Here is a 14595-nt window from a genome sequence, read left to right as displayed (position 1 = left end):
TGCGCCGACGCGTCATCCTGGCACGTGGAGAGGGGCCGAACATGGGGAAGACATTGAAGCGCACCGCGGCGTTCAGCGCGCTGGCCCGGGCCCTGGCGGCCGGGGCGCGGGGCGGGCCGTCGCTCGGGGCGCGGCTGGGCGCGCTGCCCCGGATGATCCGGGCGACCACCCGGGGGGAGTACGACGGCGGCCTGCGGCTGGCCCTCATGACCGCGGCGACGGCGTACATCGTCTCGCCGGTGGACCTGCTTCCGGAGATCCCGCTGGCGATCTTCGGACTGGCTGACGACGCGGTCATGGTGACGTGGCTGGCCGGCAGCGTGCTGGCCGAGACCGAGCGGTTCCTGGAGTGGGAGGCCCGGCGCAGCTCGGTGATCCCCGGACACGTGGCGTCCTGAACCCACGTACCCTGGGGCGTCGAGAAGACGTCTGCCCGGCCGCCGCCGGCGGCGCCGGAGGAGAAGGGCACAACGAGGTGCGGTACTACGACAACGTCGTCGAGCTGATCGGCAACACCCCGCTGGTACGGCTGCGCAACGTCACGGCCGGGATCCAGGCCACCGTCCTGGCGAAGGTGGAGTACCTCAACCCGGGCGGCTCGGTGAAGGACCGGATCGCCCTGCGGATGGTGGAGGACGCGGAGAAGGCGGGCCTCCTCCAGCCGGGGGGCACGATCGTCGAGCCGACCAGCGGCAACACCGGCGTCGGCCTGGCGCTGGTGGCACAGCTGCGGGGCTACAAGTGCGTCTTCGTCTGCCCCGACAAGGTCAGCCAGGACAAGCAGGACGTGCTGCGGGCGTACGGCGCCGAGGTGGTGGTCTGCCCGACCGCCGTGGCCCCGGAGGACCCGCGCTCCTACTACAACGTCTCGGACCGTCTGGCCCGGGAGATCCCCGGCGCCTGGAAGCCCAACCAGTACAGCAACCCGGCCAACCCGCGCTCGCACTACGAGACCACGGGGCCCGAGCTGTGGGAGCAGACCGGGGGCGAGATCACCCACTTCGTGGCGGGCGTCGGCACCGGCGGCACCATCTCCGGCATCGGGCGCTACCTGAAGGAGGCCTCGGAGGGCCGGGTGCAGGTCGTCGGCGCCGACCCGGAGGGCTCCGTCTACTCCGGCGGCACCGGCCGGCCCTACCTGGTCGAGGGCGTCGGCGAGGACTTCTGGCCGGAGACGTACGACCGGGGGGTCGCCGACGAGATCATCGAGGTCTCCGACAAGGCGTCCTTCGAGATGACCCGTCGGCTGGCGCGCGAGGAGGGGCTGCTGGTCGGCGGCTCCTGCGGGATGGCCGTGGTGGCCGCCCTCGAGGTGGCCCGCAAGGCGGGCCCGGACGACGTGGTCGTGGTGCTGCTGCCGGACAGCGGCAAGGGCTACCTGTCCAAGATCTTCAACGACGGCTGGATGGCCCGCTACGGCTTCCTGGACAACGCCGGCACGGAGCCGACGGTCGCCGACGCGCTCGCCGGCAAGCCGGGCGGCCTGCCCGAGCTGGTGCACGTGCACCCGACCGAGACGGTCCGGGACGCGATCGACTACATGCGCGAGTACGGCGTCTCGCAGCTTCCGGTGCTCAAGGCCGAGCCCCCGGTGGTCACCGGCGAGGTGGCCGGCTCGATCGCCGAGAAGGACCTGCTCGACGCGCTCTTCACCGGCCAGGCGCACCTGCACGACACCATCGAGCGGCACATGGCCGAGCCGCTGCCGATGATCGGTGGCGGGCAGCCGGTGAGCGAGGCGGTCGGCCTGCTGGAGAAAGCCGACGCCGCCCTGGTGCTGGTCGACGGCAAGCCCAAGGGTGTGCTCACCCGCCAGGACCTGCTGGCCCACCTCGGCGCCCGCTGACCCGGACGGACGTCCGCACGAGGGCCCTCTCCCGGCCGGGAGAGGGCCCTCGTCGTGCGCTCGGAGGCCCGCCGGTTCACAGCGGGGGCACGCGGACCGCGACGGGCAGTGACGGCCGCCGGCCCCGCAGAGTCGCCGGCGGTCAGAGCCGGCGGGCGTACCGGAGCTGGGGCACGACCGCCGGGCCGATGTGTTCGTCGCGTTCGGTGCCGGTGAGGGTCCAACCGCCGCGCTCGTAGAAGGCCCGGGCGTGCGCGTTGTCCCGCAGCACCCAGAGCACCGCGCGGGACCAGCCGCGTACGCGCATGGCGTCCAGCGCGTCGACCATCAGGGCGCGGCCGGTGCCCCGCCCGCGCTCGGCGGGTTCGAGGTGGATGGCGTTGAGCAGGCCGGTCGCCGGGTCGCCCTCGTCATCCGGGCCGAGGTAGCTGAACCCGACCAGTCGGCAGTCGCGCTCGGCCACGGTCATCCGGTGCTCGTCGCGCTCCCACGTCCAGCGCTCGGTCCAGTAGGCGCCCATCGCCTCGGGCGTCGGCTCGGCCAGCGCCCGCGCCGGGAGGAAGGCCGAGTAGGCGGCGACCCGGGAACGCTGGTGCAGCGCGCCCACCGTCAGCAGGTCGTCGACGGTGGCGGGGCGCAGGGTGACCGTCACCCGGCCGAGGCTACCCGCCGGGGCGGGACCTGCACGGTCGTCAGGTCCTCGGCGATCACCAGGTCGCCGTCGAAGTGTGCGCGGGCCTCGTCGGCGAAGCGGGCCGGGTCGGCGTACCGCTGGGAGAAGTGGGTCAGCACGAGCCGGCGTACGCCCGACTCGGCCGCCACCCGCGCGGCCTGGCCCGCCGTGAGGTGACCGACCTCGGCGGCGAGCGCGGCCTCCGAGTCGAGGAACGTCGACTCGATGACCAGCAGGTCGGCGTGCTCGGCGAGGGCGTACACCCCGTCGCAGAGGCCGGTGTCCATGACGAAGGCGAAGCGCTGCCCGGGCCGGGGCACGCTCACCTCCTCGCGGGTGACGCGACGCCCGTCGAGGTCGAGGTGGCCGACGCGGATCAGCTCCCCGACCGCCGGCCCGGCGATGCCGTACGCGGCCAGCCGCTCCGGCAGCATCCGGCAGCCGTCGGGCTCGACGAGCCGGTAGCCGTACGTCTCGATCGGGTGCCGCAGCCGGCGGGCCTCCAGCGTGCCGACGCCCAGCGCGATGCGCTGCCCGTCGGTCTCGATCGGCTCGACGCGCAGCTCGGCGGTCTCGTGGAAGCTGGAGGCGTGCCGCAGGCGCGCGAAGTATTCCGCGCCGCCGGCCGGGAAGTGCACCGCCACCGGGTGCGGCACCCGGTCCAGGGAGAGCCGCTGGATGGTGCCGGGCAGGCCGAGGCAGTGGTCGCCGTGGAAGTGGGTGACGCAGATCCGGGTCAGGTCCGTGGCGGTGACCGTGGTGTGCAGGAGTTGCCGCTGGCTGCCCTCGCCCGGGTCGAAGAGGATCACCTCGTCGTCCCAGCGCAGCACGTACCCGTTGTGGTTGCGCTGCCGGGTGGGGGCCTGACTGGCCGTCCCGAGCACCACCAGCTCGCGCATCGACACGGTGACCTCCGGCTGCGTCGGCCACCCGGCCGCGGAGAAGGGTCGACCCCCGGGGCTTCCGCGCTCGCGCGCGGGCCGGCTGGACTGGGCCGGCACCCCGGGGGTCGGGTGGCTGTCGTGGTTTCGCCGCACCGCTGCCACACGGTCTCGACGATGGTGCTGTGCCCGCCTCGCGGCGGACGAGTTTACTGTCGAGGACAGCGGCTAGCGGACAGCCACCTCACGAGTCCGATTGCTATACAAGTCTGGACCACCTCCTTTCCCGTGTACCGCCACGCTATCCACCCTCCGCGGCCCGGGCAACGGATTTCGATCACACGAGGTCGGGGAATGGCGGGCCGGCGCTCAGGCGTTCTCGGCGATGCCGATCGGCCCCTCGCGCGGGCCCTCCTCGCTGGCCGGCTGCACGGCCAGCGACGGGAAGTCGGCCAGGTCGCCCTCCGGCTCGGCGTCCCACTCGGGGAAGACCAGGTCGCTCTGGAGATAGAGGCAGAGCAGCTGGGTGAGCTGGCGCAGGCCCTCCAGGTGGGTGCGCTCGTGCCCGTGGGTGGCGTCCACGCCGAAGCCGAGCAGCGCCACCCGGGCGTGCGCGCCGGCCTCCACGGCCGCCGCCACGTCCGAGCGGTAGTACTCGAAGACGTCGCGGACCAGGTCCACCCCGTGCTCGGCGGCGATCGAGGCCAGGTTGCGGGTCAGGTGGTAGTCGAACGGCCCGACCCCGTCGCCCATCGCCAGGGTGGCCGCGTCCTCGCGGGACTGCTGGCCGGGCGCCACCACCGCCGCGTCCACCGACACGATCTCCGCCACGTCCGGGTCGAGCCCGTGCGACGCCCCGTGCCCGATCTCCTCGGTCACGGTGACCAGCAGGTGCGCGGTGACCGCCGGGCGTACGCCGGCGTCGACCATCGCCTTGAGGGCGGTGAGGACGGCGGCCACGCCGGCCTTGTCGTCCAGGTGCCGGGACTTGACGTACCCGCTGGGGGTGATCGTCGGGTTCGGCAGGAACGCCACGAAGTCGCCCGCGTCGATGCCGAGGGCACGCAGCCCGGCGACGTCCTCGACCGGCTCGTCGACCCGCACCTCGACGTGCTGCCAGCCGACCCCCTGAAGGTCCACGTCGTCGTTGTAGCGGTGGCCGCTGGCCTTCAGCGGCAGCACCTGGCCGGTGATCACCCGCTCCAGGTCGTCGGTGAAGATCCGCACGTGCGCGCCCTCGGCGAACCGGGCGCTGTGCGTACCGATCGTCTTCAGCTCCAGCCGGCCGTTCTCCTTCAGCCGTTTCACCATGCCACCGATGGTGTCGGTGTGCACCACGATCGCCCGGTCCGCGCCGGTGGACCGCGGGCCGGGCAGGCAGGCGCTCAGCGCGCCGCGCCGGGTCAGCGTGGAGGGGATGCCGAGCGCGGAGAGCCGCTCGCCGACGTACTGCTGCACGTGGTCCGTACGCCCCGACGGGCTCGGGATCTCCAGCAGCTCCACCAGCACCTGGCGCAGGTAGTCCAGGTCGATCTCCAGGGGCCTCGGACTCACGCCGCACCTCCCGGGCCGGCCGGGGTCCAGAGCCGCTGCGGCGCGCGGGTGCCCGGGAAGAGCAGGTCCACGAAGCGCTCGGCGGTCGGCTGCGGCTCGTGGTTGGCCAGGCCGGGCCGCTCGTTGGCCTCGATGAAGACGTGCTCCGGGCGGTCCGGGGCGCCGACCAGCAGGTCCAGCCCGGTGACCGGGATGTCCAGGGCCCGGCTGGCCGCCACGCACGCCTCGGCGATCGACGGGTGCAGCTGGGCGGTGACGTCGTGGATGGTGCCGCCGGTGTGCAGGTTCGCGGTCCGGCGTACGGCCAGCACCTGCCCCTCGGGCAGCACGTCGTGCAGCTCGTGGCCGGCCTCGGCCAGCACGTCGCGGGTCATGTCGTCGAGCGGGATCCGGGACTCGCCACCGGTGGCGGCGGCCCGCCGCCGGCTCTGCCGCTCGATCAGCTCGGCGATGTCGTGCACCCCGTCGCCGGTGATCGAGGCGGGGCGCCGGACCGCGGCGGCCACCACCTCGTGGTCGATGACGACGACGCGCAGGTCCTCGCCGGCGCGCATCTCCTCGATCAGCACGTCCGGGCAGAAGCGGGCGGCCAGCTCGACGGCGGCCGTCAGCGCCTCGGGGGTGCGTACGCCCACCGTGATGCCGTTGCCCTGCTCGCCCCGCGCCGGCTTGACCACCGCCCGGCCGACCTCGGCGAGGAAGGCGGCGTCGCCGTCGTCGCCGGTGGCGGTCCGGCCGCGCGGCACGGACAGCCCCACCTCGGCGAGGATGCGGCGGGTCACCCGCTTGTCGTCGCAGCGGCTCATCGCCACCGCCGAGGTCAGCTCCGACAGCGACTCGCGGGTCAGCACGGTCCGCCCGCCGCTGCTCAGGCGCAGCTCACCCCAGGCCGGGTCGGTGACCTCCACCCGGATGCCGCGCCGCATCGCCTCGTCGGCGACAATCTTCGCGTACGGGTTGAGCTGGTCGTACCCCTGGGGCATGGCGGGCAGGAAGAGTCGCTCGTTGATCGGGTTCTTCCGCTTCACGCAGAGCGTCGACGTGCGGTAGAAGCCGAGCCGCTCGTAGAGCCGGATCGCCCCGGCGTTCTCGGCGAGCACGGACAGGTCCACGTACGCCCGGCCCCGCTCGACCAGCCGGGCGGCCAGCGCGGTGATCAGCGCCTGGCCGGTGCCCGGTGGCGCGGTGTTGAAGTCGACGGTGAGGCACCACAGGCTGGCGCCGTTCTCCGGGTCGTCGAAGACCGCGACGTGGTCGACGCCGGTGATGGTGCCGACGACCTCGCCGGTGGCGTCCTCGGCGACCAGGTGCAGGAACCGGTCGGTGCGCGCGTTGGCGACGAGCACGTCCACCGGGGCGGTCACCATGCCGTTGCGGGCGTAGATCCGGTTCACCGCGTCCGCGTCGGCGGCGTCGGCCAGCGGGCGGATGGACAGCCCCGGCACCTCGCCGTCGCCGGTCGGCCGGTCGCCGCCGAGCGGCAGTCGGTAGGTCAGCGACGGATCGATGAACAGCTCGTCGGGCAGCCGCGACACCAGCACGTGCGGGTCGCGCAGGTAGATGCAGATGTCCCGGGAGCCGGCGGCCTCCGAACGCAGTACGGCGGCGACGGCGGCCTGGTCGGCGAAGGTCTGCCCGAAGACGAGCCGCCCCCAGCCGCAGTCCAGCACCACGTCGGTGTCGCCCTCCCGGGTCGGCGGCTCCGCCGGCTCCGGCGCCATCGGGTCGCCGCCGGGACCCACCCGCTCCCGTCGCCGGCCGTTGCGCGACCGGTCGGGCCGGGCGGTGCCGGTCGCCAGGGTGTCCGTCACGGTCAGTCGATTCCGTGGCTCTGGAGCCACATTTCCAGGAGTCCGAGTTGCCACAGCTTGTTTCCGTTCAACGGGGTCAGTTCGGCATTCGGGTCGGCGAGCAGGGCGTCGACGTAGTCGGCGCGGAACAGGTCGCGGCGGCGGGCCTCGGGCGCGGAGAGCGCGTCGCGTACCCGGTCGAGGAGCTTGCCCTCCAGGTGGGTGAGGCCGGGCACGGGGAAGTAGCCCTTCGGCCGGTCGATGACCTCGTGCGGCAGCACACGGCGGCCGATCTCCTTGAGCACCCCCTTGCCGCCCTGCGCCAGCTTGAGCTCCGGCGGGCAGCTCGCGGCCAGCTCGACGAACTCGTGGTCGAGGAACGGCACCCGGGCCTCCAGCCCGTGCGCCATCGTCATGTTGTCCACCCGCTTGACCGGGTCGTCGGTCAGCATGACCTGGGTGTCGATCCGCAGGCCGGCGTCGACCGCGGTCTGCGCGCCGGCCCGCCCCAGGTGGGCGGCCACGAACTCCCGCGCCGGGTCGCCGTCGGTCAGCCAGGCCGGGTTCAGTACCCGGGCCAGCCCGGCCGCGTCCTGGTCGAAGAACGCCCGGGCGTACGTGTCGAGCGCCTCGTCCCGGCCGACCTTCGCCAGCGGCGGGTACCAGTGGTAGCCGCCGAGGATCTCGTCCGCGCCCTGGCCGGACTGCACGACCTTGACGTGCTGCGAGACCACCTCGCTGAGCAGGTAGAACGCCACGCAGTCGTGACTCACCATCGGCTCGGACATCGCGGCGACGGCCGCCTCCAGCGGCGGCACCAGGTCGGCGGCGGCCACCCGGATCTGGTGGTGGTCGGTGTCGAACGTCTTCGCCACGAGGTCGGAGTAGCGGAACTCGTCGCCCTCCCGGCCGCCGACCGCGTCGAAGCCGATGGAGAAGGTGGAGAGCCCGCGCTGGCCCTCGCCGGCGAGCAGGGCGACCACCAGGCTGGAGTCCAGGCCGCCGGAGAGCAGCACGCCCACCGGCACGTCGGCCACCATCCGCCGGCGTACGGCGGTGGTCAGCGACTCCAGCAGGGCGTCCTGCCAGTCCTTCTCGGACCAGCCGGCCCGCTCGGCGGAGCGGGTGAAGGCCGGGTCCCAGTAGACGCGCTCCGAGGTGCGGCCGTCCGCCTCGTAGACGCGCACGGTCGCCGGGGGCAGCTTGGCGACGCCGCGCAGGATGGTGCGCGGCGGCGGCACGATGCTGTGGAAGCTCAGGTAGTGCGCGAGCGCGACGGGGTCGATGCCCGTGTCGACGCCGCCCCCGGCCAGCAGCGCGGGCAGGGTGCTGGCGAAGCGCACCACACCCGGCGTCTCGGCCACGTAGAGCGGCTTGATGCCGAGCCGGTCGCGGGCCAGCACCAACCGGCCCGTGTCCCGCTCGCTGATCGCCACGGCGAACATGCCGACCAGGTGGTCGACGAAGTCGAGCCCCCACTCGGCGTACGCCTTGAGCACGACCTCGCTGTCGCCCGAGGAGAAGAACCGGTGGCCCTTGGCCTGGAGTTCCTCGCGCAGCTCGCGGTAGTTGTAGATGCAGCCGTTGAAGACGCCCGTCAGTCCCGCCCCGGGGTCGACCAGCGGTTGCCCGCTCGCTGCGGAGAGGTCGATGATCTTCAGACGTCGGTGCCCGAGGGCGGTCGGGCCCTGGGCCCAGACGCCGCTGTCGTCGGGCCCCCGGTCGCTCATCGTGGCCGCCATGCGTTCCACCGCCGACACGTCGGCGCGTGAACCGTCACGGCGGAACTCTCCCGCAAGTCCGCACATGCCAGGCAATGCTGCCAGAGGGCAGCGAGGAATGCCCGTTGGGATGATAACGGTTTCTTGAAGATTTGCTACACTGCGCGATTTCGTCGCGCCCCGTGTCGACCATGGTGGCAGAGCGCGTCAAGAGTGGCGGCCGGGGCGTTTCGCCGTCCGGGGCGGATGTGATCGACCGCTCAGTTCCGGTGGCAGGCGGCCGGCACGGCTGACGCCGCGCCGGCCCGCCTGGGTGCGTCCGGCCGCTGTGCCGGTGGCTGGCCCTCAGCCCGACGTGCGGGCGACGCCCACCGGGCAGCTCAGCCCGTTCGGGCCGTGGTTGCAGTACCCGTTCGGGTTCTTCGTGGGTGCCAGATACTGCTGGTGGTGGTCCTCGGCGAAGTAGTACTCACCCAGTCGCTCGATCTCGGTGGTGATCTCGCCCTTGCCGGCCCGCGCCACGATCGGCGCGAACGCCTCCCGGGACGCCTGGGCGGTGGCGAGCTGCTCGTCCGTGGTCACGTAGATCGTCGACCGGTACTGGGTGCCCACGTCGTTGCCCTGGCGCATGCCCTGGGTCGGGTCGTGGTTCTCCCAGAAGACCTTCAGCAGGTCCTCGTAGCTGATCCTGGTGGGGTCGTAGACCACCTGGACCACCTCGGCGTGCCCCGTCATGCCCGAGCACACCTCCTCGTACGTCGGGTTCGGCGTGATGCCGCCCGCGTAGCCGGCGGACGTGGTGATCACGCCCGGCAGGGTCCAGAACAGCCGCTCGGCGCCCCAGAAGCAGCCCATGCCGAACACGGCCACCTGCGAGCCCTCCGGGAAGGGCCCCTTGAGCGGGGTGCCCAGCACCTCGTGCCGATCCGCGATCGGCATCGCGATCAGGCGACCCGGCAGGGCCTGGTCGGGGGTGGGAAGCTCGGCCTTGACACGGCGCAGGAACACGGTGGGACTCCTCTCGTACCTCTCCCAGCGTGCAACACCGCCGGATCCGCCTTCCTTACCCGCTCCGCCCACACTCAGGCGGGCCGCCGCCGAAACCGGCACGAGGCGCCGCCGCGGTGATGCGGGCGGCGTACGTCTCGGCCTCGGCGTCGTCGGCGTAGCGGGTGCGCGGCCAGAAGAAGCCCCGCAGGCCGTCGCCCTTGGTGCGCGGCACCACGTGGGTGTGCAGGTGCGGGACGGACTGGGACACCTTGTTGTTCATCGCCACGAACGTCCCACCGGCCTCCGAGCCGGTCTCCACGGCGACCGCGAGTCGGCGTACCAGGCCGAAGTAGCCGGCCAGCGCTTCGGCGGGAAGGTCGGCCAGGGCGACCAGATGCGTGCGCGGCACCACCAGCACGTGCCCCTTGAAGACCGGCCGGGTGTCCAGGAACGCCACCCCGTCGGGCTCGTCGGCCACCCGGAAGGCGGGAACCCCGCCCGCCACGATCCCGCAGAACACACACCCGCTCATCGGTCCAGGCTATGCCGGCCGCCCCGCCGAGAGACGTCCCCGCCGGCCCGGCGGGCGTGGACCCGACAGGACCGTTCCGTTCCAGCCCTCGGGACGGGGCATTAGCCTCACGGGATGAGTCACGGCTTCGACACGCTCGCCATCCACGCCGGCCAGGACCCCGAGGCCCGCACCGGCGCGGTGATCCCACCGATCTACCAGACCAGCACCTACGCCCAGGACGCCGTCGGCGCGCCCCGGCTGGGCTACGAGTACAGCCGCTCCGGCAACCCGACCCGCGACGCCCTCCAGGAGTGCCTCGCCGCGCTGGAGGGCGGTCCGGTCGGGCTCGCCTTCGCCAGCGGCCTGGCCGCCGAGGACACCCTGCTGCGTACCGTCTGCAAGCCGGGCGACCACGTGGTGATCCCCGACGACGCGTACGGCGGCACGTACCGGCTCTTCGCGCGGGTGGCCGAGCGCTGGGGGCTGGACTACACCCCGGCGAAGGTCTCCGACCCCGACGCGATCCGGGCCGCCGTCGAGCCGGGCCGGACCCGCATCGTCTGGGTGGAGACGCCCACCAACCCGCTGCTCGGCATCGCCGACATCGCCGCGCTGGCCGGCGTCGCGCACGACGCGGGAGCCCTGCTGGTCGTCGACAACACGTTCGCCTCGCCGTACCTCCAGCAGCCGATCGCGCACGGCGCCGACGTGGTCGTGCACTCCACCACCAAGTACATCGGCGGCCACTCCGACGTGGTCGGTGGCGCGCTGGTGGCCGCCGACGCCGGGCTCGGCGAGGAACTGCGCTACCACCAGAACGCGATGGGCGCGATCAACGGCCCCTTCGACGCGTGGCTCACCCTGCGCGGCATCAAGACCCTGGGCGTACGCATGGACCGGCACTGCGACAACGCCGAGCGGATCGCGGCCTACCTGGACGGGCACGCCAAGGTCGGCCAGGTCATCTACCCCGGGCTGCCCGCGCACCCGGGCCACGAGGTGGCCGCGAAGCAGATGCGCCGCTTCGGCGGGATGATCTCGTTCCGGGCGGCCGGTGGCGAGGAACACGCCGTCGAGATCTGCAACCGGACGAAGTTGTTCATCCTCGCCGAGTCGCTCGGCGGCGTGGAATCCCTGATCGAGCACCCGGGCCGGATGACACACGCAAGTGCTGCCGGCTCGCCGCTTGAAGTTCCCGGCGATCTCGTGCGACTGTCTGTCGGCATCGAGACGGTCGACGACCTGCTCGCCGATCTGGAGCAGGCGCTGGGCTGACCGCTGGCTGGGAGGGTGGCCGTGCAGGACATCATGCCGACCTGGGTGGGGGCGACCGCCAAGCAGATCGCCCGGGGCGTACGCCGGGGCGACGTCACGGCCACCCAGGTCGTCGCCGACCACCTGGACCACATCGCCCGGGTCGACGCCGACCTCGCCGCGTTCCGCACGGTACGCGGCGGGGAGGCGATCACCGAGGCGGAGAAGGTCGACGAGCAGGAGGACCTGGCCAACCTCCCGCTGGCCGGGGTGCCGGTGGCGGTCAAGGAGAACACCGCCGTCGCCGGGCTGCCCACCTGGAACGGGTCGGCGGCCGTGCGTACGCCGGTGGCGGAGGCCGACCACGAGGTGGTCCGCCGGCTGCGCGGCGCCGGCGCGGTGATCCTCGGGGTGACCCGGATGCCGGAACTCGGCCTCTGGGGCATCACCGACGACGAGACCGCCGTCACCCGCAACCCCTGGGACACCGGGCGTACCCCCGGCGGCTCGTCCGGTGGGGCGGCCGCCGCCGTCGCCGCCGGGCTGGTGCCGATCGCCCACGGCAACGACGGCCTCGGGTCGATCCGCATCCCGGCGGCCTGCTGCGGCCTGGTCGGGCTCAAGCCGGGCCGGGGCGTGGTCCCGTGTCAGCTCGGCGCGGACGACTGGTTCGGCCTCACCGAGCACGGCATGCTCACCAGCACGGTCGCCGACGCGGCCGTCGGCTTCTCGGTGCTGGCCGGCCGTCGCCCGGACAAGCTGGTGCCGCCGCAGCGGCTGCGGGTGGGCGTCTCGCTGCGCTCGCCGGTGCGGGGGGTGCACGCGGACGCGCCCAACCGGGACGCGGTCGCCGCCGCCGGCCGGCTGCTCGCGGGCGCGGGCCACGACACCGTGCCGGCCGATCCGGTCTACCCGACGGCGCTGGGCCTGCAGGGCATCGCCACCTGGTTCGCCGCGGCGGCCGCCGACGTGCGGGCCGCCGGGCTGGACCGGCGCGGCCTCCAGCGGCGCAGCCGCCGCCACGTCGCCCTCGGCGAGTGGGCGCAGCGGCGCGGGTACGTCCGGGAGGCCGACCGGGCCGCCTGGCGCGATCGCTCGATCGGCTTCTTCGCCGACCACTCGGTGGACCTGCTGCTCACCCCGGCCCTGGCGACCGTGCCGCCGGAGGCCACGGGCTGGTCCGGCCGGTCCTGGCGGGCCAACATGCTGGCCAGCATCAGGTACGCCCCGTTCGCCGCGCCGTGGAACATCGCCGGCCTGCCCGCGCTGGTGGTGCCGGTGGGCCGCCGCCCGGACGGCCTGCCGGTCGCCGTGCAGCTGATCGGCCCGCCCGGCAGCGAGCTGCTGCTGCTCGGCGTCGCCGGCCAGTTCGAGATGCAGGCTCCCTGGCCCCGGCACGCGCCCGGCTACCCCCGCGTCCCCGCCGCCGTCTGAGAGGTGGCGTGCGCGCGTCGGCGCCGGTGCAGGGTGGCACGATCAGGGGCATGACGGAACTGGTCGGTCTCGCCGACGTACGGGCCGCGCGGGAACTGCTCGCCGGCGTCGTCCGCACCACCCCGCTGGAGCCCTCCCGGCCGCTCAGCGCGGCGCTGGGCGGGCCGACGTGGCTCAAGTGCGAGAACCTGCAACGCGCCGGCTCGTACAAGGTGCGTGGCGCGTACGTGCGGATCTCGCGGCTGTCGGAGGCGGAGCGGGCCGACGGGGTGGTGGCGGCGAGCGCCGGTAACCACGCCCAGGGGGTGGCGCTCGCCGCCGGCCTCGTCGGTACGCACGCCACCGTCTTCATGCCGGTGAACGCGCCGCTGCCGAAGGTGGCCGCCACGAAGGGGTACGGCGCCCAGGTCGAGCTGGTCGGCAACACCGTCGACGAGTCCCTGGTCGCGGCGCAGACCTACGCCGAGCGGACCGGGGCGACGCTGATCCACCCGTTCGACCACCGGGACGTGATCGCCGGCCAGGGCACGGTGGCCCTGGAGATCCTCGAACAGTGCCCCGAGGTCAGGACGATCATCACGGGGGTGGGCGGCGGCGGGCTGGTCTCCGGCATGGCGGTGGCGGCCAAGGCGCTACGGCCCGACGTGCGGATCATCGGGGTGCAGGCGGCCGGCGCAGCCGCCTTCCCGCCCTCCCTGGTGGCCGGCGAGCCCGTACGCCTCCCGGCGTTCGGCACCATCGCGGACGGCATCGCGGTCGGCCGGCCGGGGGAGCTCACCTTCACCCACGTCCGCAAGCTGGTGGACGAGATCGTCACCGTATCCGAGGAGGACATCTCCCGTGCGCTGCTGATGCTGCTGGAGCGGGGCAAGCAGGTGGTCGAGCCGGCCGGCGCGGTGGGCGTGGCCGCGCTGCTGGCGGGCGTCGTCGAGGTGCAGGCGCCGGTGGTGGCGGTGCTCTCGGGCGGCAACATCGATCCGCTGCTGATGCTGCGGGTGATCGAGCACGGTCTCGCCGCCGCCGGGCGCTACCTGCGGGTCACCGTGCGCTGCTCCGACCGGCCGGGCCAGCTCGCGTCGCTGCTCGGCGAGATCGCCGAACACCGGGCGAACGTGGTGGACGTGGAGCACCAGCGGGCCAATCCGCACCTGCGCCTCGGCGAGGTGGAGGTGGCCCTGTCGGTGGAGACCCGGGGGGTCGAGCACTCCGACACGTTGATCAGCGCGTTGCGGGCCAGCGGCTACCAGGTGGTCTTCGCCGGCGAGGCGTGACACCGGGGCCGGTGTCACGCCGCGTCGTTCGTCGTCGCCACCTGCCCGGGTTGCTCGTCGGCGCCTGGCCGGGGTCGGTGCCCCGGCGGCCGTGCCGCCCGGTCAACCCCGAGGCGGGCGGCTGTCCCGCCCGCCCGGTTCAACCCGGGCGGGCGGCGGGGGCTCAGCCGGAGAACGGCTCGAAGCTGACCACGGTCACCTTGATGTCGGCCCCGCTGGGGGCGGTGTAGGTGCAGGTCTGGCCGGCCCGACCGCCCAGGATCGCCTGGCCCAGCGCCGACTCGGGGCTGTAGACCGTCAGCTCGGTGGTCGACGCGATCTCCCGGGAGCCGAGCAGGAACGTCTCGGTGTCGTCCTTGTCGTCGTCGAAGTAGATCGTCACGACCATGCCGGGCGACACCACGTCGGCGGTCGGTGCCCCGCCCACCTTGGCGGTGCGGAGCAGCTCCTTCAGGTAGAGGATGCGGCCCTCGGCCTTGCCCTGCTCCTCGCGGGCGGCGTGGTAGCCACCGTTCTCCCGCAGGTCGCCCTCCTCGCGCCGGGCGTTGATCTCGGCGGCGATGACCGGCCGGTTGGCGATCAACTCGTCGAGCTCGGCCTGGAGCCGGTCGAATGCGTCCTGGGACAGCCAGGTGGCGGGCGCCTCGTTGCCAGTGGACACAGGCGG

At 73.4% G+C, this 14595-nt stretch carries 13 protein-coding genes; 5 read left to right on the top strand and 8 right to left on the bottom strand.

What is annotated here, in order from left to right; all coding sequences use genetic code 11:
• The first annotated feature begins 41 nt into the window (after positions 1-41).
• Both GA0070610_RS22885 and GA0070610_RS22880 read left to right on the top strand, forming a co-directional pair.
• The gene (locus GA0070610_RS22885; protein ID WP_089001952.1) at positions 42-398 is read left to right on the top strand and encodes a YkvA family protein; all 357 of its coding nucleotides are present in this window, start codon (positions 42-44) and stop codon (positions 396-398) included.
• Positions 399-475: 77 nt separating this feature from the next.
• Positions 476-1846 carry a cystathionine beta-synthase gene (locus GA0070610_RS22880; RefSeq protein ID WP_089001951.1) on the top strand — a complete coding sequence of 457 codons (1371 nt, stop codon included), beginning with the start codon at positions 476-478 and terminating at the stop codon, positions 1844-1846.
• A gap of 142 nt (positions 1847-1988) precedes the next feature.
• On the opposite strand, the gene GA0070610_RS22875 is transcribed toward GA0070610_RS22880, so the two are convergent.
• From GA0070610_RS22875 to GA0070610_RS22845, 7 genes are all read right to left on the bottom strand, one after another.
• Positions 1989-2498 carry a GNAT family N-acetyltransferase gene (locus tag GA0070610_RS22875; RefSeq protein WP_089001950.1) on the bottom strand — a complete coding sequence of 170 codons (510 nt, stop codon included), beginning with the start codon at positions 2496-2498 and terminating at the stop codon, positions 1989-1991.
• A complete protein-coding gene (locus GA0070610_RS22870) occupies positions 2495-3424 on the bottom strand; it encodes a ribonuclease Z (protein WP_089003677.1) in 930 nt (309 codons plus the stop codon). Before GA0070610_RS22870 ends, GA0070610_RS22875 begins: the two co-directional genes overlap by 4 nt.
• A gap of 345 nt (positions 3425-3769) precedes the next feature.
• Positions 3770-4954 (bottom strand): osmoprotectant NAGGN system M42 family peptidase, encoded by a 1185-nt coding sequence (locus GA0070610_RS22865; RefSeq protein ID WP_089001949.1) that lies wholly within the window; start codon positions 4952-4954, stop codon positions 3770-3772.
• Positions 4951-6765 carry an N-acetylglutaminylglutamine synthetase gene (ngg, locus tag GA0070610_RS22860; protein ID WP_089001948.1) on the bottom strand — a complete coding sequence of 605 codons (1815 nt, stop codon included), beginning with the start codon at positions 6763-6765 and terminating at the stop codon, positions 4951-4953. Before ngg ends, GA0070610_RS22865 begins: the two co-directional genes overlap by 4 nt.
• Before the next feature lie 2 nt (positions 6766-6767).
• Positions 6768-8552: an N-acetylglutaminylglutamine amidotransferase gene (locus tag GA0070610_RS22855; RefSeq protein WP_089001947.1), complete on the bottom strand. Its 1785-nt coding sequence runs from the start codon at positions 8550-8552 to the stop codon at positions 6768-6770.
• 258 nt (positions 8553-8810) lie between these two features.
• The gene (msrA, locus tag GA0070610_RS22850; RefSeq protein ID WP_089001946.1) at positions 8811-9473 is read right to left on the bottom strand and encodes a peptide-methionine (S)-S-oxide reductase MsrA; all 663 of its coding nucleotides are present in this window, start codon (positions 9471-9473) and stop codon (positions 8811-8813) included.
• Positions 9474-9528: 55 nt separating this feature from the next.
• Positions 9529-9987, bottom strand: a complete 459-nt coding sequence (locus GA0070610_RS22845) for an HIT family protein (protein WP_089001945.1) — start codon at positions 9985-9987, stop codon at positions 9529-9531.
• 114 nt (positions 9988-10101) lie between these two features.
• Between GA0070610_RS22845 and GA0070610_RS22840 the strand changes: the two genes are divergently transcribed.
• From GA0070610_RS22840 to ilvA, 3 genes are read left to right on the top strand one after another with little or no spacing between them, the layout of a single operon-like run.
• Positions 10102-11244, top strand: a complete 1143-nt coding sequence (locus GA0070610_RS22840; protein ID WP_089001944.1) for a cystathionine gamma-synthase — start codon at positions 10102-10104, stop codon at positions 11242-11244.
• A gap of 15 nt (positions 11245-11259) precedes the next feature.
• Positions 11260-12657, top strand: a complete 1398-nt coding sequence (locus GA0070610_RS22835) for an amidase (protein ID WP_089001943.1) — start codon at positions 11260-11262, stop codon at positions 12655-12657.
• 50 nt (positions 12658-12707) lie between these two features.
• Positions 12708-13928, top strand: a complete 1221-nt coding sequence (gene ilvA, locus GA0070610_RS22830; RefSeq protein ID WP_089001942.1) for a threonine ammonia-lyase — start codon at positions 12708-12710, stop codon at positions 13926-13928.
• A gap of 163 nt (positions 13929-14091) precedes the next feature.
• Here the strand turns inward: ilvA and greA are convergent, their stop codons facing one another.
• Positions 14092-14589, bottom strand: a complete 498-nt coding sequence (gene greA, locus GA0070610_RS22825) for a transcription elongation factor GreA (RefSeq protein WP_089001941.1) — start codon at positions 14587-14589, stop codon at positions 14092-14094.
• Positions 14590-14595: the final 6 nt, after the last annotated feature.

The organism is Micromonospora echinofusca, assembly GCF_900091445.1.
Lineage (GTDB): Bacteria > Actinomycetota > Actinomycetes > Mycobacteriales > Micromonosporaceae > Micromonospora > Micromonospora echinofusca.
Note: the sequence above shows the minus strand (reverse complement) of the source record. Positions and strands in the feature narration are given on the sequence as shown.